Here is a 21707-nt window from a genome sequence, read left to right on the forward strand (position 1 = left end):
CGGCTCTCGGAAAAACTGGAGCGGTCGGGCCTATAGCTCAGTTGGTTAGAGCGGCAGACTCATAATCTGCGGGTCGAAGGTTCAAGTCCTTCTGGGCCCAGACAATTCTCCTTCGCTTCATTTGTCTCGAAGCGGCAACTCAAATCTCCGGGTTACAGGTTCAAGTCCTTCTGGGCCCAGACAATTTTCCCTTATAAATTTCATCGGAAGGACTTGAAGCTTTTGAGCGAGAGCGTTTATAGCGACCCTTAGAGCGTACATAAACGCGACCTGAGTCCAGGAGGGACGAAGGCGCGAAAAAGACGCCGTGGAGCTTAGTTTGCCACGACGGCAAACTGCGTAACGGCAAGTCCTTCTGGGCCCAGACAATTCTCCTTCGCTTCATTTGTCTCGAAGCGGCAACTCAAATCTCCGGGTTACAGGTTCAAGTCCTTCTGGGCCCAGACAATTTTCCCTTATAAATTTCATCGGAAGGACTTGAAGCTTTTGAGCGAGAGCGTTTATAGCGACCCTTAGAGCGTACATAAACGCGACCTGAGTCCAGGAGGGACGAAGGCGCGAAAAAGACGCCGTGGAGCTTAGTTTGCCACGATGGCAAACTGCGTAACGGCAAGTCCTTCTGGGCCCAGACAATTTTCCCTTATAAATTTCATCGGAAGGACTTGAAGCTTTTGAGCGAGAGCGTTTATAGCGATCTATTTTGCGACCCATAGGGAGCAAAATACCTGGAGGGTGGCTGAACATAGTGAAGCCAAATTTTGAATCCTTGCCGAGAGTCTAAAACAAAAGCAACGATAGAGAGCGTCGCAAATGCGACCTGAGTCCAGGAGGGACGAAAGCGCGAAAAAGACGCCGTGGAGCTTAGTCGACCAGGATGGGAGACTGCATAGGGTTCGAGGAATCCTGAGTTTCAAGTTTCTCCCGCGAGTCACGGTAGGTGCAAAGAACTGAAGACAGATGACCGAGGAAAGAACATTAATGAGCGGAGTTTCCACGTTCTAAAGAAAGATTCGGGCGTGTCAGTGGATTTTTCCCCTGCCTCTGCTGCCTTTCCAACTAGTAGCAGCTTCTGTCTAGCGGGAGCTAAAGGAATTCTACTCACAATGTTCATTCCATTTTGGAAGATTATAAAGGTTTTGGCGACTATCGAATTATTCAGTTAACTAACTGACCTATCGAATGGTTATGAGAAAATTTCAAAGTAAAATTGGTGAACGTCCTTTTATTTAATCACTTTTTAGCTTCAAACATGGGCTCGCAGGTCGCGTTAGTCGTTGCTAAACTTCGACCTTTACCTTCCGAGGCGATTTCTCATCGGGAGGGGTTTTACAAGTAAGAAACATCCGGTTCGGCTTTCCTAAAATATCACGCATCAATTTCGATTTCGGAACCGGATTTTATGTATGTCCGAAATCTTTCAGAGGACAGATGACTGAGGACGGAGGACAGAACATAGGTAAGCAGGGTTTCCATGTTCTAGAGACAGCTTCCTGTGTTACAGTAGATATCTCCTCTACTTCTGTAACCTTTCCAATGTCAAGCAGCTTCTGTCTAGCGTGCGCGAAGCGAACGCATCCGTCTTCTGTCGTCAGTCCTCTGCAACGGGCATTTATGTGCAACTGCTAGGCTATCTTTCGGAGATCTACAGGAATCAAGTAAGAACAGAGGGAATCTATTCCGTCGTAATCCCATTCGTTTTTTATCATGGAGAGAAGCGATGGACGTTAGGCGAAACTTTCTTAAGCCAATTTAAACTTCTTGAAGAAGAAACGAGAGTCTTATCCGAATTTATTCCGAACTTTAAAATAGATCTTTTCGATCTATCCGGAGTGGAATTACAAGAGAGATTAGAAAGTATATCGCTCCAAGTAATCCTCGGAATAGTACAGAGGATTCGGGAAGGAGAAGCGGTTTTTGTGAATCATTTACCCGGCTTACTTTCCCTCTTAGATGGGATTGGGGACGAATCTAAAAGAGTTGCAATCTTACACAAATTACTTTTATATATTTTCTGGGTAAAGGATTTCCAGCCTTCAGACTTGAAGGAGATGCTCCATCGCAGGAAATTAGAGAGATACGAGGAGGTAGCAATGACCACGGCAGAAAGACTGATTCAAGAGGGGATCCAGAAAGGCAGGCTGGAAGACGCTCGCAAGATGCTTGCGGAAGGTATTGATCTCAAGGTAGTTCTGCGTGTTACGGAGCTGACCGAGAAAGATTTGCGGGATCATGGGATTCTCGAGTAAGCTTGATAGACCTCAAAATATCCTCGGTAATGGCTTTAGGATTTGCTCTATGCTGCAAAGGTAGAGCTATGGGTCGCAAAAAATGCCGTCTTGATTTTTTCTTAACCTGTACATCCAAGATCTGACTTCGCTTCGCTCTGTCACCCTCCGGGTATTTTGCTCCCTATGGGTCGCAAAATAAGACGCCCGATTTCCGCAATTTCTTTTTTCCAAAGGGATTTGAGAGGCATCCCCCAAAAGGGTTAGTCAGAGTTTCGAATCCAGATTGCATGGAAAAGACCTGAATTAAAAAATTAGCCGTATGGACCAGACCACCGCCCGAAAGGTCAGCCCCAAACCGCGCCGGAAAGGCAGTTCTTATACTGTCAGTCCGGATGATATTTATATCTTTCCGGTATCCGAACCCACGAATATCTTTTTACAAAAAGTTTGGAATTCCTTCGTAAATAAGATGGTCGCGATGACCTTACCGAACGGCAAACCGGTATTTCAATATTCGATTTTCGAATCCATTCAGGGTAAAGACCTGAAGATCGTCGCATCCGCCACTCATTTTAAAATGAAGGAAGTCGCCAACCGCGTCGGGCTCCAAAGCATCGACGAGTTCATACGCAATACGATTCCGATTTCCATTCAGGATCCGGCAAATATTTCCGCAGGCTATCTCCGGGAGGCGATCCTTTCCGTGGAAAAGAAAGCCAGACCGGAAGTATACTTTCATAGTTTGCAAGACGTAAGAATCCATCCGAATCTCAAAAAGCTTTTAACGGAGACTATGAATTATGCCGCCGGCATCCCGCTATTTGTTAAGGGATATCCGATAGGAATGCTCTGGGGAATCCGTCGAGACAATATGACGGAAGAACAGGAGGAAGAAGTTCGCCAGCAACTCTATTGTCTGTATGACGTGGTGGACTTCGTAATCTCCAGAGAAATGGGTCCGAAGGGAGATCCCTACTACGCTCGGAAGAATATCGAAAAATCGGATCTAAATTCCCGAGCAAAGAATCTTTTCTATACTCGTGGATACGGACAAAATGACCCGGTAACTACCATTATATTCGATTCTCACACCTACCAAAGATCTTACCGTTTAGACGCGAGTTATATCATTCCTTCGGGAGACGGTTTTTCGGTTAGTTTAAAAAGATTCGAGCCGAAAGACAGAAACGATACCGGAAAAAACCTAATCTTGATTCCGGGATTTTTCTGTCGTCGTTCCGTCATGGATAAGGTAGCCAGAGAATTATCTCTCAAACACGGGTACCGCGTTTTTTCCATGGATATGCGAGGTCGTTCGCGTAGAACTCTCCCACCATTCGGAATTCGAGAAGGCTGGACGGTCGATGACTTTATCCAGGAGGATTTTCCAGCAGTTTTAAATTGGCTAACGGAGAATTTTCCGAACGAACGGAATGTTGTCCTAGGTCACAGTATGGGAGGAATGATCCCTCGCTTTTATTCCGCAGCCTACGAAGAGATCGTGAAAAAAAAGCGAAATCCGATCGTTCCGCTACCAAGACCGGAAGATACGATTGCCGGCATCGTGTCGATTACGTCCCCGAATTTCATTCGACTCCAAGCTCAAATTCCGGGCCTGGATGTCTTGAAAATGGGATTGAAGTTGGTTCCGTCCAAGTCGATCTCGGATTTCCTGTTTGACCTAACTTCCTTTTCTTTGCAAACGACACTTCCTACGGTAGATCTAAATAAATTCTTTAAATTTCTACTGGGATTACACTCTTCTTTAAGAGCAGTTTCCTTCGATCTACACACGAGAGTGGTAAACCTCAGGGATTTTGTCGGCTACCGACAAATTTCTCCGCCGGAATGGTATTTTTTGATCGAGGATATTTTCTGCGAAGAATCGACTAAAGTCGTTTTACAATTTCTTCGTTCTCAACTCAGCCAGGACCATTCCTTTCTTTCGTACGACGGGAATTTGGACTACACTGCCCTTCAAAAGAATTTAAGCATTCCTCTCCTTTCCATTCTCGGTTCTCTGGATAAGGTGGTTCCGAGCGAAACGATCAAGGCGGATCTCGTCGCGCTGCCTCATGAAAAAAACCGAATTCTCTCGTACGAACAAGGTCATCTGGGAATCGTTTTCCATATGCCTGTTGTTAGAGAAATGTGCGCCGAAATTGATTCCTGGATTCGCGGATTAGACTCGACCTGAATTGTCAGTTTAGAAGGCTTGACATTTCGGAAATCGAAAGATAGGGTCTAATACTAGGAATGGATTTAATAGAAGCGAACATTTACAATATTTCCCTAACCAACGTTGGATTCGCGGTATTCCTGAAAGCAAAAGACGACTCCGATCAACGGGTCGTACCCATTTTCATCGGCCCCCTTGAAACGCACTCGATTACTTCCGTTTTAGAAGGAACCAAACCACCTCGACCCATGACTCACGATTTAATGACGATTTTACTCACCACGTTAGGCGTGCAGATAGTTAAGATTGCCATAGAGGAAATTATCGATAATACGTTCTACGCCAAGATCACCTTGCGGAAAGATGAAGAGCTGATTGTATTGGATGCAAGGCCTAGCGACTCGATCGCACTCGCTCTCCGTGCAAGCGCTCCGATTTACCTCGCAAAAAAAGTCATCGAAGAGGCGGGAATCGTCATGAAAGACGACGAGATCCCGGGTGAAACGATCGGCAAGGAAAAGATTTCCCAACTCCCCAAATCGCAGCTCGAAATTTTGCAGGATTCTTTGGACAACGCATTAAAGGCGGAAGATTACGAAACTGCCGCTAAAATTAGGGACCAAATTCGTAAAATGTTGGAAAACCCCTCTTGAAAATGGCTTCTAACGGACCGTTCAAATTTCCCCTTTTTTCGATTTAGCTTGAAGAAATAGGATTCAATTTCTACCATTGAGCACTGTGTCGGAGGTCTTTCGATGGAAAAGATTTTAATGGATATCTTAAACGCAGGAATTGCCGCTTTCCAGTCGGGAGAAAGCAAGCTAAAGCAATCTCTCGCCGATCTGGAAAAACTTTACGAAGAACTTCGTGCGAAAGGTTCTCAAGACCAATCCGAGCAGGCAAATCGATTCCGAGATCTGGTCCAGAAAACCGTCTCCGACGCCCAATCCAAACTGCAAAATGCGAACGCCGAAACGAAAGAGATTTACCAACAGCTCAAGGAAAACTTTGAAAAAATTTCTCTGCAAGTAAACGAGTTGCTTCCGGAAGATTTAAAAGCCAAGGCAAAATCGGCAATCGACGAACTTAGCAAGTTAACAAAAAAACAGTAACCGCATAGTTCCTCCTGGGCGGAGAAAAATTCGGGACAAGGAAGACTCGGCTCAAATACTAGGCAATAAAAATAAGAGGAGTACTTCCTCTTATCAGTAACCTAAGAAGAGCCACGTCCGCCCATGAGGAAGCAATCTTTCATTTTAGTTCTTACAGTTTTTATCGATATGATGGGGTTTTCCCTCATCTTTCCGATCTTCCCGGAAACTCTAAATCATTTTCTAGCTCAGGCGGGCGATCCGGTACTCGATCTTTTGGCGGGTTGGACCTCGCGTCTGCTTGTTAACTCGGGCGGCGACTGGAAACTTTTCGTGGCTCTTTTTGGCGGAATCGTCGCGAGTCTGTATTCCGTTCTCCAATTTTTATTCGCGCCCATTTGGGGAAAACTTTCGGATCGAACCGGGAGAAGGCCGGTTCTTGTTTTTACCTGCACCGGAAGTTTTTTTGGTTACTTGGTCTGGCTTGCCTCCGGAAGTTTTTCTCTCTTTGTACTATCCAGAATACTTACCGGTCTGATGGGCGGAAATATTTCCGTTGCGACCGCGGCTATGGCCGACCTGACCGAAGAAAAAGATAGAGCGAAAGGAATGGGAATGATCGGAGCCGGAATCGGGCTAGGGTTCATTGCGGGTCCGTCTATCGGGGGTATTTTAGCTCATACCGATCCGTCCATCCTGCTCCCCTTTTTTCCTTGGTCTAAAATGACCGTCTTCCCGTCCGTTGCCCTGGCTGCAAGCGCCGCCGCACTAGTAAACCTACTGTTCGTATTGTTTAGATTCAGGGAAACTCTTCCGATCTCCCTCAGGCGAAAGCCGGAAGGGCGACTTCACCCTATATTAGGAGTTTTTGATATAGGTTCCAGAGAAGTCCTCTTTTTAAGCCTATTGAATTTTCTCTTCTTATTTTTCTTTTCCGGTTTTGAATTCTCTTTAAACTTCTATCTGGATCAGTTCCTGAATTTCAAGCCGATCCAAATCGGTTATACTTTCGTTTATATAGGATTGATTATCGTGGTCGTCCAAGGAGGAATTATCCGAAGAATCAGCGGAAAAATTCCCGAAAAGCGAATCGGACTCTTGGCTTGCGGATTACTTACCTTCGGTTTTTTACTTCTCTCCTTTACGAACTCGGATACGCAATTATTTCTTGCTCTCACCTTTTTAGCGATGGGAAGCGCCTTCCTAAATCCGTCGATTTCCGCAATGGTTTCCTTATTTTCTCCGCCTCAAGATCAGGGTAAGAACATTGGTCTTCTTCGAAGCCTAGGCTCTTTAGGTAGAGGAATTTCCCCGATCGCGTTTAGCCTTGTTTACTCTCAACGAGGTCCGCAAATTTCATTCCTGGTATCCGCCGTTCTAAGTGCCGTTTTTTTAATTCTTTTCTGGTTTTTACGTCAGCCTAAAAAACATCACGCTTAAACGAAGTGGAGTACTATATATCTATTTTTCTTTGAAGATCGATAATCAAACGTTCCGGTACGTGGCTTAGAGGACGGACAGCATGGCGTCCTTGAGTTTACCGAAATGTAATTTCTCATCCAGCTTCGCTCCACTTTCCAAGCGAAGCAAAAACGTGTCTCTTACCTGTCCCGAGTCGGTAACCGCCTTAAAGGAAAGTATATCGATTCCGAAGAGAAAAAGGATTTGAGATATCTCGAATAGAATCCCGGGTCGATCTTCCATCCGTAAGTCCATTACGGTCGAATCGCTAATTTCGGAATTGAAAAGAAAGATCTCGGGAATCTGTTCCAATTTCACGCGTAAACCTTCTATTTTTTCAGGATGCTTGGCTAAATAATTCATCACCGAAACTCCTCCGTAAAAGAGTTCCTTTAAGTCCAGGTGAATCGCATTCAGATGCTCATCCGTCATCGCCTCGCCGTCTATCCTGCGAACGATGAAAATATCCTGAATATAACCGTCCACGGAAGTTTCCGCTATCGCCTCTTCGATATTCCAGCCGTGGACATATAAAACGGCAGTGACTCTATATATGATCCCGATTTCGTTTCTGGAAATATTAACCTTTAGAGCGTATGACTCGCCCCTTCGGATGCAGGAAAGGTGAAGCGGTTTTTCCGGGGTATGAATCATTATTCACCTCTGGGGGCGGACTGCTGAATTCTTATACAAAACAGATAAGATTATAGAGCCAATCGACTTCCCTATTTATACTTTGCAAGACTCATGCCCAATGATAGCGGCTTTATTGATAAAAAGAGAAAATTCTTCCTATTTTGCAAAATCCATTTCGAAGAGCGGAATTTCGTTTTTTGTTGAGTGTCCCTTCTCGGATTCTTTTATAACGCAAACTTGACTCCTAGATTTGCCGAATACAATTTATCGGTGGTCATCATTCCTTCTGCCAAAATCTTAAATGTCAGTAAGTTGATTTCAAACCCGCCTAATATGTAGCTTGTCTGGCTTTTCACGTAAGCGGAACCTCCCGTATGAACTCTTAAGGTTCCGCTCGCTCCTCCGTTTAACTGTTGAATCACCGCTGCCGGCAATCCCGACGAAGAAGGTATATTCGCCGCCAAATATAAGGGTCCGTTAATATCTAAATTAACTTTCGCATATCCGGTATTATTGCTAATTCCTCCGCCCGCGAAGATCGTTAAAAAATAAAAGAGACGAACACCGGTTCTTATATCTACCGGAACGGACTGAACTTTATTTCGATAAGCGAAGGTGACTGTCTCATCCCATCGTCCGGACGCGGAACCGAAATTTACCTTAGCCGCCGAATTGATCCCGGGAGCATAAACTATATTGATGCCTTCGTCCTGTCTATGAAAACCCACTCCTAGACTTAGCCCCGTAAAACCGAAGAAATCAAGGCGAGTATAACGTTCCCGCGCGAGTTGAAACCGTAATGTCGCCCCAAATGAATTCGCACTTCCATCCAAATGCAGACCGTTGGAAGCCTGATGAGTCAGAGATTTTAAATCTCCCGACCCGATATTTCCGTGGAAACCGTGAACATAGAAATTCAAACGGTGCAAAAAAGATCTCTGAGATTCCGGAACCGTATCGGATTTATCCGGCTGGTCGGATTGGCCTTTCCCCAATAGCCAACCCAAATTTACGCCCAGCATAAGAGAAGGGTTGATGGAAGCCCCTACATTCGGCATGGCAGGAAGAGTCGTCCCATTATAAGAAACGGTAATATCACTATTTTTAACACCACCCGCAGAAATGCCCGCTCCGATTTGAAACCGATTTACCGTTCCAGGCCCCATCATGGAGGCGTTAATATTACTCATCACCGCGGCATTGGCCATCGACTTTGTGATTTCGTTTAGATATTGAGTTTGTATCGCTTGCTGTAAGCCGTTAAAATCCGCCTGGATATTCGCCGGAATTATTGTACACACATTATTCCCCGTGAGCGGAGGAGTACAGGTAATTTGAGCTTGAACCGGAAAAGTCGGTACTACATACGCGGCAACGCCTAAAATAATAAAGGCGATGTAATGAATACACCGCCTAGGAATTCTCTTAACAGGAACCATCTCGTCCATACTAACTTAGGACGACGGCAAAGTCCAGATTCTTTCAGAGACCGAGGCTGCTGCCAATAATTTCTTTCATAATCTCGGTAGTGCCCGCATAAATCGTTTGGATTCTTGCGTCTAAGTAGGCTCTGGCAATAGGATATTCCATCATGTAACCGTATCCTCCGAAGAATTGGAGGCATTGGTCGGTATGACGCTTTTGCATCTCGGTGGAATAATATTTGGCCATAGAAGCCTCTACGGTCAATTTATTTCCTTTCATATGTTCGGTCACGACTTTGTCGATGAACGTACGGCACATTTCAAGCTCGGTGGCCATCTCCGCCATCTGAAATTTGATATGCTGGAAGGTCCCGATCTTCTTTCCGAAAGCCATGCGTTCCTTGATGTATTTCAAGGTCATCTTATGCACCAAGGCAGTGGCCTCGACTGCGGCGACTGCAAGAACTAAACGTTCCTGAGCCAGCTTCATCATTAAATAACGAAACCCTTGTCCGTCTTTTCCGATAACGTTTTCTTTTGGAACTTTTACATCATTAAAATATAGCTCCGAAGTATCCTGGGCCTTGAGTCCGATTTTTTCGAGATTTCTACCTCTCTCAAAACCTTTCATTCCCTCTTCTATCATAACAAGTGAAATCGTTCCGTTTTCATGTTTTACGGCGGTAATTACTAAATTTGCCAACTGTCCGTTCGAAATAAACGTTTTTTGGCCGTTGACTAAGTAATGATCCCCCTTATCGACCGCGCTGGTTCGAATACTTTTTAGATCCGATCCGGAGCCGGGCTCGGTCATGGCTACGGCCAGAATGCTATCTCCGGAACAACAACCGGGAAGCCAACGCTTCTTTTGCTCCTCGTTCCCGTAGGCGGAGATGTACGGCGCAATTACGTCGTTATGGAGTGATACGAAAAAACCGCTGTTTCCGACTTTAGAAGATTCCTCTATTACAACTATATTATATAAGAAATCGGCTCCGGATCCTCCGTATTCTTCCGGAACATCCGGGCACAGTAAGCCGCTAGCTCCTGCCTTCCTCCAGAGTTCCTTGGGAACCATTCCCACTTTTTCCCATTCGTGATGGTGGGGCGCCACTTCCGTTTCAAAGAATTTGCGTGCCATGTCTCGGAACGCTTCATGTTCCTCGGTAAATTGCAGGACTCTTTCCATTAAATATTCCCTCGTAATTAGTAGACGGTGTTCATTCTCATGTAAACGCCCGGATTTCTCTTTATATACTGGATCAGCTCGTTCTGAGATATGGAATACAATTCAGTTTCCGACTCGGCAGTGAACGTGTAATTCGCGGCCAGTTTTTTAGAAATCGCGTAAATTTCACCGACGAAGTCTCCGTTGGTTAGATCGGCGAGTTTTTTACCGTTCTGATAAACGCTTACTTTTCCATCACGAATAATATAAGCTTCGTGGTAAAACGATTTTTCGTCGATTAGCACTGAACCAGCGTTCACTTTGGAAAGTCTCATGATCATTTCCAATTGAGTCACCTGATGACTGGTCAATCCCTTAAAATGACGGGATTCTATAAGAGTCTGCCAGGAGTTACTGTCCCGAATACTGTTCAGTCTAATTAAGTTTTGGCGAAGATCGGTGTTTCGAATAAATTGTAAGAACTTGTTCTTGTCTATAGTGAGCGCGACCACGTCGGTTTCCGCATATACGTCAGCCGCTCTCGGCAAATCCAACACCAAGGACGCCTCGCCGAAATACTCGTATTGACCGTACCGCTTCACCGGGACTTGCTCGGATGAGGTTTCTAGACCTTCGAATTTCACGTTGCCCGAGGCAATAATATAAAATTTATCGCCTAACGTGCCTTTTCGAATGATATGATCTCCGCGCTTATATCTCTCCTCTCTTACGATCAGTAAAAATTCCTTCGCCTTTTCGATCGCAAAACCGCTAAAGATATCGATTTGGCTCAGGATATCCAGCAGGTTATATGCTTCGATATGCTTGGGAGGAGTGATTTCCGGATATAGAGTATTTTCAATTCCGAATTTCGCAAGATTCAATTTAGTTCCGGGAGGCATGTCCTTCCGGGCAATATGATACACTGTGATCTTTTCCTGAACCTCGGACGGCAAACTCGCCAAATAACTGATTCTAGTATGTAACGGAGGAATTCCCGCTTCGTGATAGATCACTCTTCGGTCCCAAGGAAACTGCTTTAGAAACTTCCAGCGCGATTCCGGCAGAACCCCGTCCTTATACATTTTATCATGAATTTCCGGCTCGTTCAAATGATCGGAAGTATAAACGAAAGACTGGTCTTGAAAAAAGAATTCGAACCCTACCGACGGAATGGAATGCAGTGCATAATGAAAATTGAATTCTCCCCCCATGATCATCGACGGTCTTCCGATAATGATCGGTTGAAAATTAAATAATTCCAGCAGTTCCTTTTTCGGGATCTTGGTAAGGGAGGAATATTTTCTGAGAAAACTTTCCATTACCGTCGCGGTAGCATGAATGGTGATTTTAGTTTCTTCCAGGATTTTCTGAAAAGTTCCCGCATCATGATCGGCGTGACAATGCGTTAGAATTACGTGATTAATCAATTTCGGATTTACGTTGGAACTCCTCAGCCATTCGGTCGAATTGACGGGAGGGTCCACCATTATTCCTTGATGATTCAACCAAATGATAAAGCCGGAAGTATTATCCTCGGGATCAAATCCATGCGAAGGACCTAAACAAGTAATTCCTAATAGAGGCGGCTGAAACGGCTCTTTCAGTCGAGCGCCAATATCGTATTTTATATTGAACCCTACTTCTCCGGGTAATTCCGTTTCCTTGTTTCCGTCCGTAATTCGAAAATCGCCCGAAGGAAGCTTATGAACGATTACTTTACCGAGCGTGACCATATCGTCCGAAGCAAAAACCTTAAAATCGACCACATCATCCAAGCCCTTATAGCTTCGAAAGTAGGCCATCTCCGCCTTCATATCCGGAAATCCGAAAGACTCGGCTCCGTTCAAATATTCCGACTCCAAATTAATCTCTTCCGGACCCATTAAAGATTCTTTAAGTACGGTGATAAGCTGTTTCCGTTGTTCCTCGGTACAAATGATCGTGGTCTTTCTTTGGCGAAGGAAGAAATTGAAATAAATGGGAAATTCCAGTTCTGCGGTGCTGATTCCCTTTTCTACATGAAAGAACTTGTTAGGCAAAATAAAAACGAGGGGCGTTTTTTTCTCGGCCATCGTATCCTTGATGGTTTCGGGAGGCGACCCGATTTGAAAAAAGCCCTCGCTCGTTTCAACGAGATAGCCTCCACGTTGAAGCTCGATATATTCCCTAGACTGTTCTTTTAGCATGAAAGATTCCCGACGAATCGCTCTCAGAAGCGTATTTTATTTGTGCCTTTCTATAAAATTTTTGATCTGCGCCTTAGGTAACGCGCCTATGATCTTATCGACTAACTGTCCTTCCTTAAAAAGAAGTAATGTAGGTAAAGATTGGATTCCTAATTTTTGAGCCGTATCCTGGTTATCGTCCACGTTCAATTTCTTGATTTTCAAAACGTCGGTAAGTTCGTTCGAAAGTTCCTCGAGAACGGGGGTGACCATTCGACAGGGGCCGCACCATTCTGCCCAACAGTCCACTAGGACCATTCCACCGGAGATTTCAGTATTAAAAGTTGCGTCGTTGATTTCGGACAATGCCATGGGTTTGTTTTCTACTCCTTTTTTTCCCACTCTTTATAACAAATAGGACGGGTCTATTTCTTCTTTTTCTTCTTTTCCTTCTCGGCTTCGAGAGATTCCACTTTTTCTTTTAAGGATTCTATCAAAGTTTTCGTCTTGCCGAGATCTTCCGTTTCGCCTGTTATCTGTAGAATTTTCCTGTTTACTTCCAAAAGAACGATGGACTTTTTAAGATCGCCTACATCCTGCGTAGATAAATCGAATTTTGCCCGATATTCTTGGGCTGCAAAGTTACACAGTTCCAAAATCAGGTTATAGTGTTCTTGACGGGGATAATAATACGGGTTCTCCAAGTCTCTTTCCTTCTCGAAAGCCCTGAAGTCAAAAAGATTCTTACTAAGAATGGCTATTTTAAAATGGATTTCGGGAAAACTCCACTTCCACTTCGAATTGGATCCGAACGCTTCGATCGTTTTACTAGTCGAAAGACGAAGTCCCTTAACATAATTCAATCTCTGAAGCGGATTAAATTCCGGAATTTTGACAAGAAGATCCTTATTCTCCGCCAAACTTCCTTCAAAATCCGAGCCGACTACTTTCTCCATAAAGGAGATCGCGTTATAAATTTCCTTTCTCCCCTGGTTCAAATACGTATCCGACTTCAGATCCAGAATCGCCACCGAGATTTCGTTAATCAGTAGGCAGGTATTGATATTCTTGATCGAATTCAATGAGAGCGCTATATTGAAATAAGGCTCCATTTTCGCATCCTTCCGGGACTGCGCTTTAAGAAGATTTCCTTCCTTTTTTAAATCATCCAAATACGCACGGAAGTCCGAAAGCTTTTCCTGAAATTCCTGCTTTTGTTCCTTGGTTAAGGCCATTTATTTATACCTGCACGTTAATAATGCTGCCTGTGGAAAGTGCATACATATAATCGGAATTTTGGGTCTTGTCTTCCTTTTTATCCTCGTCTTCCCTGGCCGCTTCCGAACCCGGTTGAATAACGGGTGGAGCGGAATAAATCGCATCAAAAACCGGCGGTTCGACTCTCATTTCCAAACTCCTTGGTCCCAATAGGCTCTCCTAGAATTATCGGTTCCTTACTACTATCTATTTGACATATAAAACCGGCGGGAAATCCTAACAAAGGAGGAAGATCCATGTATTTACCATTGGCATTCATCGGGAACCTAGGTTGGCCGGAAATCCTCATTATCCTGTTTTTAGCACTCCTACTTTTTGGAGGCAAGCGACTTCCCTCGCTTGCTAAGGATTTAGGGGATGGAATTCGACAATTCCGCAAATCGATCTCCGGGGATCCGGAAAGCGAAGCCCCCAAAATCCAGGAGCCTGAGACTAAAACGACTCAATCCACAAAGAAGTCTAAAAAGTCCGCCTAGCATAAAGCCGTAGAGGCAGATTGCGGTCTCTGCGGTTATCATCTCTTATTAATAACTGAATCGGATTCCTCGGAATGCCCGCTAAAAAAAAGAAACTTCAGGACAGAGCCGCAGAAATTCCGAATCCGACTCCGGATCAGGAAGCAGTCACGCGAGATAAGGAAAAATTTATGACCTTGGGGGAACACCTTGAGGAATTGCGGCTTGTTCTTCTTAGAACGATCCTGGTTTTTTCGGTCTTCTTTATAGTTTCCCTATTTTTCGGAGAAGAAATTCACAAAGTTTTTACCCGTCCTTATAAAAAGGTCCTGGGAGAATCGGCGACTTTTTATCAGATCAAATTGATGGCGCCGTTCATGGTTTATCTTCGGACGAGTTTCATGGTATCGTTGCTCTTAAGTTTTCCTTTTACACTCGTCTTTTTATGGGGATTCGTAGCCCCGGCCCTGGAATCTAAAACTGCGAGACTCGGTAAAGCGCTGATCGCTTTCTCCACCCTTTTATTCTGGTTAGGGGTCTGGCTTTGTTGGACCCAGGCCTTCGAGAATTTTCTAAAACTTTTCCTGGTAACGTTTCGTCCCTTAGACATCGAAACGAAGTTACCTATCGACGAATATTACGATGTCTTTTTTAATATACATTTAATATTCGGTTTGGCCTTCCAGCTGCCAGTAGTTCTAGTTCTTATGAGTGCCCTAGGAATTCTGAAATCATCATTCTTATTGACTCATTGGCGGGAAGCGATTCTCGGATTGGCCGTCTCTGCGGCCGTTCTGTCGCCCGGCCCCGACGTCGTCTCGATGCTCATGCTATTCATTCCGCTCGTGGTCCTGTTCGCAATTTCCATTCTCCTGATGAAAATTATCGAAAGAGATTGAAAACTCGTTCCTGAAACTTCGGCGGAGGACCGTTTTAGATTTTGGACGATGGCTAAAGCGGCCGCGGGCAAAAAGATGTTCCGCAAAGCCTCGGTCTTGGAGGTCGGTTCGGTTCGGAATTAACCTTGAGCAAGAAAACTTTCCGCAAGGCGCCTTAAAATCACCTTGCCAGTTCATGAATATAAGGAATGCTTCTGGTTAAAATAGGAGCAGATATGAAAATAACCATTCTCAACTGGACACTTAGGATACTGACCGCCCTAATCTTTATACCGGCCTTCTTATTAAAATTCACAGGCGCCGAAAAATCCATAGAAACGTTTTCTAAACTAGGTGTCGAACCGATCGGAAGATATTTTACCGGAAGCTTAGAATTATTGACGGTTATTTTGATTTTCATTCCTAAAGCGCAATGGGCAGGTGCCGGTCTCGGTTCCTGCATTATGCTCGGCGCATTGGCCGCCCATGTCTCGGTTCTAGGGTATTCCGGAGAGGCTGGAGTGGGAACGATCTCCGCAACGATCGCTCTTTTGGGGTTTTTAAGCCAATGGTACCTTACGAAGGATAGTAACCCTTTATTTAAAAAGAACTCTTCCCAATAGGGAAACCTAGAAATCGCTTATGAAGTGACGACTGAAACGATTCTTTAAGCGATTTTGGGTTCTTTTTTCAGAATCAACTCGGGAGGTTTGATCCCGTTTACGGCATCCTCGGTAATGATCACTTCTTCGACATCTTTTCTAGAAGGGATTTCGTACATAAGTTCCAACATAAGATTTTCGACGATTGCCCGCAATCCCCGGGCGCCTGATTCGCGCTGAATCGCAAGCTGAGCGATCCGATCTATGGCCGCATCTTCGAAGGAAAGCTTTACGTTTTCCATTTCCATAATTTTCGTATATTGGCGAAGAATCGAATTCTTAGGCTCTTTGAAGATTCTCTTGAGCATATCCACGCTCAAATCTTGAAGAGTGGCGATCACGGGCATACGACCGATAAATTCCGGAATTAAACCGAATTTCATTAAGTCTTCCGGAATGACCCGGGAGAGAATCTCTCCTTTCGTTTCATCCCGCAGTTGCTTCCCTTCCTTATCATCACTCCCGAACCCGATGGTTTTGACGCCGGTTCTAGTTTTAATGATATTATCCAAATCCACAAAGGCTCCGCCTAAAATAAATAGGATATTCTTAGTATCGACCTGTAAATACTCTTGATGAGGATGCTTTCTTCCGCCTTGCGGAGGTACATTCGCTACGGTTCCTTCGATAATTTTGAGTAAGGCTTGCTGGACACCTTCCCCGCTCACATCTCTTGTGATCGAAGCGCTATCCGACTTGCGTGCGATTTTATCTACTTCATCGATATAGATGATGCCGATCTCGGCCTTTTTAATATCGTTGTCCGCGTTTTGAATCAATTTCAGGATGATGTTCTCCACATCCTCGCCGACGTATCCGGCTTCCGTTAACGCAGTCGCGTCCACGATCGCAAACGGCACTTTAATAATTCGAGCCAAAGTTTGGGCCAACAGGGTTTTACCGGATCCTGTAGGCCCGATCAGAAGAATATTCGATTTTTCTAATTCTATTTCGGCTTTCTTATCTTTCAGATAAATCCGTTTATAGTGGTTATAAACTGCGACGGATAAGGCTTTCTTAGCATGATCCTGTCCGATCACGTACTGATCTAGTATCGATTTTATAGCCGCCGGGTTGGGGACTTCGCCCAAGAGCTCCGTACGTTCCTTTTCCTGTTCCGGCTCTTCCGCGATGATTTCGTTACAGAGAGAAATGCATTCATCGCAGATATAAACGCCGGGACCCGCAACAAGACGTTTGACCGAATCTTGCTCTTTTCCGCAAAAAGAACAAAACAGTTTTTGTTTGCCATTGGTTCCCGTCGGTTTCTTTGCCACGATGCCTATCCTTTCTCTATTAATTCTTAGTATTGCGTTCTATAGAAATCACGGAATCGATAATGCCGTAGATTTGGGCTTCCTCTGCGGTCATATAAAGATCGCGTTCGGTGTCCTTTTGGATTTGCTCTATAGGCTTGCCGGTATGCTTCGTATAAAGACCGTTCAGAATTTCTTTAAGCTTTAGAACTTCTTTTGCCTGAATCGCTATGTCCGAGGCCTGGCCGGTTGCGCCTCCCGTCGGCTGGTGCATCATGATTCTGGAATGAGGAAGCGCCGAACGCTTTCCCTTGGCCCCACCGGCTAAAAGCAGCGCGGCCATCGAGGAAGCCTGCCCCACACAAAGAGTCCTAACATCCGCCTTAATATATTGCATCGTATCGTAAATTGCAAGCCCGGAGGAAACATAACCGCCCGGAGAATTGATATAGAGATATATGTCTCGATCGGGATTTTCAGCATCGAGAAAGAGGAGCTGAGCAATCACTACATTCGCGTACTCGTCAGAGATCGCATTCCCAAGGAAAATGATTCTATCCTTTAGAAGACGTGAATAAATATCGTAGGATCTCTCTCCACGACCTGTTTGCTCTATGACGACTGGAATTACGCTCATACTCCTCCACTTTCCTTTTTAGACAGGAATTCCTTAAGTTGTCGGATACTCATCTTCTCGTTGTATTTCTTTTCTACAAGCTCGAACAGCGTATCGTCTATCTTTTTTGACAAAAAATTGTCCCGGTAAGTCTCGAGAAGTTTACCTTTTTCCAATTCTTTTCTAAAATCGGCTTCAACCATACCATATCTTAACGCAAGATCGGCTAATTCCTTAGAGAATTCTTCCTCGGATAAGGTGATATTTTCTAGGGAAGCCAGCTTTTGACGGGCAAAATAACCCTTGAGTCGGTTTTCTGCTATACCGGAAAAGGAGGTTCGAATTTCTTCCATAGGTTTATTTACCATTTCGGCATATTTTTCCATGGAGGGAATCTGCTCTTCGGAAACTTGCGCTCCCTGCCCCCGACCCATAATATCTCTCATCATGTTCCGATAAACATGCTCGGATTCCTCCGAAAGATAAGACTCGGGAAAGACGAATTTGGAATCTTCCACAAGCTCCTTATATACTTCTTCCAACTTTTTGGCTTTTACGCCTTCCGTATAATTCTTACGAAGATTCTCTTTAAATTTTTCCTTCAGAGCGCTTAACGATTCCGAACCGTCATACTCGTTCGCAAGGTCGTCATCCAATTCCGGAAGGACTTCCTTGTATATGGCTTTGAGAGTCATTTCAAATTGAATCGACTTACCTGCCAGATCTTCTCTAGGATAATCTTGAGGATAGGTATAGGAAAAATTCTTAGGCTCTCCGGCTTTCATACCGTATAGATTTTCGTCGAAGCCGGGAAGGTTATTAGCATCCCCTAATTTATAATCGCTGGACCCGTTCTTTGCATTCTGGGATTCCTTACCCTCTTCGGTTACGATAAACTCCATATCGACGGTGTCTCCCGCTTGCGCGGCTTCTTCCGGTTCTCTTAAAAGCTTACGGGCGAGCTGTTTTCTTACACCTTCGAGCTCTTCCTGGAGGTCTTCTTCGGTAATATTGACTTCGGGAAGCTTGATTTTGATCTTCTTGTATTTACCGAGGCTCACTTCCGGTTCGGTATCGTAAACTGCGGTCGCTACGAGACTTTTTTCCGGAACATAATCTTCGACGGTAAACTTCGGAAAGCGGACCATCTTATGCTCCAGCCGTTCTCTTAGCGAGTCGACGGAATCTACAAGAAGGATATTAATCGCGTCGCTAGCAACGGAGTCGCCCAGGTGACGCTTTACCATCGGTAAAGGCGCTTTACCGGGTCGAAAGCCGGGGACTTTGAGTTCCTTTTGTTTTTGAATGTACGCTTTCTCAAAAGCCTTTTCTAGATCGCTTTTGTCGAAGGTGAGCTTGAGTTCTACGGATGCGTTTGGGTTTTTCTTTGTCTTGAATTCCATGGATTGAGGCGCCGAAAGGCGAAAAAAGAAAAAGCGGGAAACGGGATTCGAACCCGCGACCCCCTCCTTGGCAAGGAGGTGCTCTACCACTGAGCTATTCCCGCACGATTGGTAAAAACCATAATTTTGGCCCGGAACGACCTGTAAACAGGTTTTTACATTGAAATTAGCGGGAATTTGAAATGAAAAAAGGGCCTAAAATGGAGTCGTCGGAAGACAAATCGGAATACGAAGTCAAGGATTGAACTCGGCAATCGACTTTTTTTAGTCGATTTTTACTATCTGATAAAATAAGGCAGACTTCCGCTGAATCCGAAACAAATTACTTCCAGCTAAAAATATCCCGTACTTTCGAATGTGCGGAATATCCGGCATGGAATCGGGAACAAAAACGATCCTTCATGATTCTGCAGGGAAAGGGGTCGAAGAAAAGAGTATTATTGAATTCGAATATACTCCGAAGGAAAATTGATGTTTTTAAAGAATTTTTCCTCCGGTTCGGGAAGATCCAGTAAAACCGAATTTCTATCTTTAAGTTTCGATTTAGGGGAAGTCTCTGAAAGAGAACCTTCCTCCCATTCCCGCATCCAATCCTCCAAATAAGAATAAGGAAATAGCCCGCAAATCGGCTCCAATTCCCCTTTTACACAATAGAACGCGCCTTGAGAAGCGAGTTCCCCGGCCTCCTTGATTCTAGCCAGGCTCCGCACTCGAACGAAAGGCATATCGACAGGGAGAGTTAATAAGGGCGATCTTATATGGTTCTCTCGGCAAAAAGCGAAGACGCTTAACAAGCCCGCCAAGGGCCCGCCGAAGGAAAACGGCAAATCGCAGACCAGGTTTTCCTTTGAAACAAAAGCGGAATATTCGGAAATCTGATCGGAGCGTACCGAGACAAGTGTTCGAATACATAGGAAACTTAATCTACGAAGGCATTTTGTAAGAAAATATTTCCCGGTTCCGACGGGAAGCAAACCCTTGTCTCTTCCCATTCTCGAGCTAAATCCGCCGGCCAGTACGACTCCGACAGAATCAATGTTGGTGGCCATGCCGGCAACCCTGGGACCACTCGGACGTTCCGTCTTCGAAAAATTCGCGTTTCCAAATCGGAACCTCGTGCTTTACTCGATCGATTATATAGCGATTAGCCGCGTAGGCTTCTTCCCGGTGCATCGAGCCGGTCACTACGGTCACGGCTATTTCAGAGATTTGTAATTTGCCTAACCGATGTTGACAATCAAGATACCGCAGGTCCCATTTCTTTCCCGCTTCCTCCAATATGGCTCGAATCATTTTATCGGCCATCTCCGGAAACGCCTCATATTCCAGATACCTGACCTTTTTGCCCTCATTGATATTTCGAACGATTCCGGCAAACAGAACCAAACCTCCTGTTTCAGGCAGGTCGGGGACCTCGCGGGGAAGTTCCAAGGGATGGGATTTGATATAAGAAAGTTCCTGAAGGAAGGCCATTTAACCTCCGCTAGATGGAGGTAAAACCGCAACCGACTGCCCATCCGCGAGGGAATGGTCCTCACCTACGATCACTTGGTCTACCGCGAAACGACTGATTCGGAGCAAAGGAGCCGAAAGCGGGTTTTTCGATTCGAGTTCGGAACGTAGATCCGCGATCGTCCGGATCGTTTCCGAATCGATGCTCTCCTTAGCGGGAAAAAAATCCTTCATTGCAGCGAAGCAAAGTAGCTCTATCTTCACTCTTTAACCCCCGATGTATTTCATGGATAATTCGCTTCCGGTAAAATGATTTTTTTTCGTAAGCATCGCCGATTCCAGCGCTTCGGCCGCCCCGATCTTATCGTTAGGCAGGTGAAACGAAGTGGAATCGCTCAAGCAACCGTATATTCTACCGTTGGCGTCCATCCTGAGTCGATTGCAACCTTCGCAAAAAGGTTCGGTATGGTTGGCTATGATACCGAAAATGAATCCCTCGAAGGTTTGGTGATATCTTGCCGTGGATTCCGATGGAGTCTCGACGGAATTGAAGGAGAATTTTTCCCCAATTCTTGTGCGGATTTCCTCCGCGGAATAAAAGAGATCGGAATGGTCGGCCTGCAAGGGTCCCATTTTCATTAATTCCAAATATCGAATAGGAATCCGTCTCGACCCTGCCCATTCTAATAAGGGCACGATTTGGTCCTCGTTATAACCTTTTACGATCGTGCTATTCAATTTTACCTGGAGTCCAACCGAAATCGCCTCCTCGATTCTACGTAAAAGTCTTCCCACGGATAATTCTTTTCCTGAAATTCTGGAAAATCCCACCGGAGATAAGGAATCCAAAGAAAAATTCATTCGGGTTAATCCGGAATTCTTTAGCGTTTGGATCAAACCGTCCGCAAAAAAACCGTTGGAAGTCAATGCGATCTCGGGAACACCCTGGTCTACCGCGACTCGAATCAAATCGGGAAGGCCTTTATGATTGGTCGGTTCGCCGCCCGTTAAGTGAACTTCCTTAATCTCCAGCTGATCCCTTAGAGTATTCAGCTTTATTCGAAACGTTTCCGGAGAAAGAAAAATCGCCGTCGGTTTATATTGGCGACCGGGTATCTCATTCTCGCCTCCTCCGGGCGCACAATACACACACCCAAATCCGCAGGAAGATGTCACGCTCACTCGTAATACTTCGAATTTCCGGGCCTTCATGATTTGCAAAACCTATCTTACTCTTCATACGAAAACTTGGAAGCTAAAATAGAATCGTGGGGAATAATCTAATTCGAAATAAGTGGGAAATTCGGCGGGTCGGTTTAACGTTCAAACAAAATGAGTTGCGAATTCGCAGC

Annotated in this window: 22 protein-coding genes and 2 tRNA genes; 9 read left to right on the forward strand and 15 right to left on the reverse strand. The window is 44.9% G+C overall.

Features of this window, described 5'->3' with window-relative positions:
• Nucleotides 1-26 precede the first annotated feature (26 nt).
• From LEP1GSC047_RS09385 to LEP1GSC047_RS09410, 6 genes are all read left to right on the forward strand, one after another.
• Nucleotides 27-100, forward strand: a tRNA-Ile gene (locus tag LEP1GSC047_RS09385).
• A gap of 1513 nt (nt 101-1613) precedes the next feature.
• Nucleotides 1614-2246, forward strand: a complete 633-nt coding sequence (locus LEP1GSC047_RS09390; RefSeq protein WP_010418869.1) for an Rpn family recombination-promoting nuclease/putative transposase — start codon at nt 1614-1616, stop codon at nt 2244-2246.
• Between the two features lie 301 nt (nt 2247-2547).
• Nucleotides 2548-4425, forward strand: coding sequence for an alpha/beta hydrolase (locus tag LEP1GSC047_RS09395; RefSeq protein WP_010418867.1), 1878 nt, complete (start codon nt 2548-2550; stop codon nt 4423-4425).
• 59 nt (nt 4426-4484) lie between these two features.
• A complete protein-coding gene (locus LEP1GSC047_RS09400) occupies nt 4485-5060 on the forward strand; it encodes a bifunctional nuclease domain-containing protein (RefSeq protein WP_010418865.1) in 576 nt (191 codons plus the stop codon).
• A gap of 102 nt (nt 5061-5162) precedes the next feature.
• Nucleotides 5163-5519 (forward strand): phasin-related domain-containing protein, encoded by a 357-nt coding sequence (locus tag LEP1GSC047_RS09405; protein ID WP_010418863.1) that lies wholly within the window; start codon nt 5163-5165, stop codon nt 5517-5519.
• Nucleotides 5520-5642: 123 nt separating this feature from the next.
• Nucleotides 5643-6938: an MFS transporter gene (locus LEP1GSC047_RS09410; RefSeq protein WP_010418860.1), complete on the forward strand. Its 1296-nt coding sequence runs from the start codon at nt 5643-5645 to the stop codon at nt 6936-6938.
• A gap of 66 nt (nt 6939-7004) precedes the next feature.
• Here LEP1GSC047_RS09410 and LEP1GSC047_RS09415 read toward each other — a convergent pair whose 3' ends face one another.
• The 7 genes from LEP1GSC047_RS09415 to LEP1GSC047_RS21630 all read right to left on the reverse strand — a co-directional run bounded on the left by LEP1GSC047_RS09415 (nt 7005) and on the right by LEP1GSC047_RS21630 (nt 13783).
• On the reverse strand, nt 7005-7613 hold the full coding sequence (locus LEP1GSC047_RS09415) for a hypothetical protein (protein WP_010418859.1): 609 nt from the start codon (nt 7611-7613) through the stop codon (nt 7005-7007).
• A 206-nt stretch (nt 7614-7819) separates the two neighbouring features.
• The gene (locus LEP1GSC047_RS09420) at nt 7820-9043 is read right to left on the reverse strand and encodes an Lsa36 family surface (lipo)protein (protein WP_020988778.1); all 1224 of its coding nucleotides are present in this window, start codon (nt 9041-9043) and stop codon (nt 7820-7822) included.
• A 34-nt stretch (nt 9044-9077) separates the two neighbouring features.
• Nucleotides 9078-10208, reverse strand: a complete 1131-nt coding sequence (locus tag LEP1GSC047_RS09425) for an acyl-CoA dehydrogenase family protein (protein ID WP_010418853.1) — start codon at nt 10206-10208, stop codon at nt 9078-9080.
• Nucleotides 10209-10225: 17 nt separating this feature from the next.
• Entirely contained in the window at nt 10226-12376 is a 2151-nt protein-coding gene (locus LEP1GSC047_RS09430; RefSeq protein WP_010418851.1) for a cAMP/cGMP-dependent 3',5'-cyclic-AMP/GMP phosphodiesterase, read from the reverse strand.
• Nucleotides 12377-12412: 36 nt separating this feature from the next.
• On the reverse strand, nt 12413-12727 hold the full coding sequence (gene trxA / locus LEP1GSC047_RS09435) for a thioredoxin (RefSeq protein ID WP_010418850.1): 315 nt from the start codon (nt 12725-12727) through the stop codon (nt 12413-12415).
• 53 nt (nt 12728-12780) lie between these two features.
• Nucleotides 12781-13590, reverse strand: a complete 810-nt coding sequence (locus LEP1GSC047_RS09440; RefSeq protein WP_010418848.1) for a hypothetical protein — start codon at nt 13588-13590, stop codon at nt 12781-12783.
• A gap of 4 nt (nt 13591-13594) precedes the next feature.
• The gene (locus LEP1GSC047_RS21630) at nt 13595-13783 is read right to left on the reverse strand and encodes a hypothetical protein (RefSeq protein WP_146036898.1); all 189 of its coding nucleotides are present in this window, start codon (nt 13781-13783) and stop codon (nt 13595-13597) included.
• 86 nt (nt 13784-13869) lie between these two features.
• Here LEP1GSC047_RS21630 and LEP1GSC047_RS09445 point away from each other — a divergent pair, with 86 nt between their 5' ends.
• The 3 genes from LEP1GSC047_RS09445 (at nt 13870) to LEP1GSC047_RS09455 (ending at nt 15589) form a co-directional block, all read left to right on the forward strand.
• The gene (locus LEP1GSC047_RS09445; protein ID WP_010418846.1) at nt 13870-14109 is read left to right on the forward strand and encodes a Sec-independent protein translocase subunit TatA/TatB; all 240 of its coding nucleotides are present in this window, start codon (nt 13870-13872) and stop codon (nt 14107-14109) included.
• Between the two features lie 74 nt (nt 14110-14183).
• Complete coding sequence (tatC, locus tag LEP1GSC047_RS09450; protein WP_010418845.1) at nt 14184-14987, forward strand: twin-arginine translocase subunit TatC; 804 nt, start codon at nt 14184-14186, stop codon at nt 14985-14987.
• 215 nt (nt 14988-15202) lie between these two features.
• A complete protein-coding gene (locus LEP1GSC047_RS09455; protein ID WP_010418843.1) occupies nt 15203-15589 on the forward strand; it encodes a DoxX family protein in 387 nt (128 codons plus the stop codon).
• A gap of 44 nt (nt 15590-15633) precedes the next feature.
• Here LEP1GSC047_RS09455 and clpX read toward each other — a convergent pair whose 3' ends face one another.
• The 8 genes from clpX to LEP1GSC047_RS09495 all read right to left on the reverse strand — a co-directional run bounded on the left by clpX (nt 15634) and on the right by LEP1GSC047_RS09495 (nt 21567).
• A complete protein-coding gene (gene clpX / locus LEP1GSC047_RS09460) occupies nt 15634-16905 on the reverse strand; it encodes an ATP-dependent Clp protease ATP-binding subunit ClpX (protein ID WP_010418841.1) in 1272 nt (423 codons plus the stop codon).
• Nucleotides 16906-16924: 19 nt separating this feature from the next.
• Nucleotides 16925-17521, reverse strand: coding sequence for an ATP-dependent Clp endopeptidase proteolytic subunit ClpP (clpP, locus tag LEP1GSC047_RS09465; protein WP_010418838.1), 597 nt, complete (start codon nt 17519-17521; stop codon nt 16925-16927).
• The gene (gene tig / locus LEP1GSC047_RS09470) at nt 17518-18903 is read right to left on the reverse strand and encodes a trigger factor (RefSeq protein ID WP_020988643.1); all 1386 of its coding nucleotides are present in this window, start codon (nt 18901-18903) and stop codon (nt 17518-17520) included. Before tig ends, clpP begins: the two co-directional genes overlap by 4 nt.
• Before the next feature lie 32 nt (nt 18904-18935).
• A tRNA-Gly gene (locus tag LEP1GSC047_RS09475) sits at nt 18936-19007 on the reverse strand.
• A gap of 333 nt (nt 19008-19340) precedes the next feature.
• Nucleotides 19341-19952 (reverse strand): molybdenum cofactor guanylyltransferase, encoded by a 612-nt coding sequence (gene mobA, locus LEP1GSC047_RS09480; RefSeq protein ID WP_010418834.1) that lies wholly within the window; start codon nt 19950-19952, stop codon nt 19341-19343.
• Nucleotides 19936-20376, reverse strand: a complete 441-nt coding sequence (locus LEP1GSC047_RS09485) for a molybdenum cofactor biosynthesis protein MoaE (protein ID WP_010418832.1) — start codon at nt 20374-20376, stop codon at nt 19936-19938. The genes mobA and LEP1GSC047_RS09485 overlap by 17 nt, the downstream gene beginning before the upstream one ends.
• On the reverse strand, nt 20377-20619 hold the full coding sequence (locus LEP1GSC047_RS09490; protein ID WP_039934585.1) for a MoaD/ThiS family protein: 243 nt from the start codon (nt 20617-20619) through the stop codon (nt 20377-20379).
• Between the two features lie 3 nt (nt 20620-20622).
• The gene (locus tag LEP1GSC047_RS09495) at nt 20623-21567 is read right to left on the reverse strand and encodes a radical SAM protein (RefSeq protein WP_039934587.1); all 945 of its coding nucleotides are present in this window, start codon (nt 21565-21567) and stop codon (nt 20623-20625) included.
• Between the last annotated feature and the right edge of the window lie 140 nt (nt 21568-21707).

Origin of the sequence: Leptospira inadai serovar Lyme str. 10, from assembly GCF_000243675.2 — a bacterium.
GTDB classification, from domain to species: domain Bacteria; phylum Spirochaetota; class Leptospiria; order Leptospirales; family Leptospiraceae; genus Leptospira_B; species Leptospira_B inadai.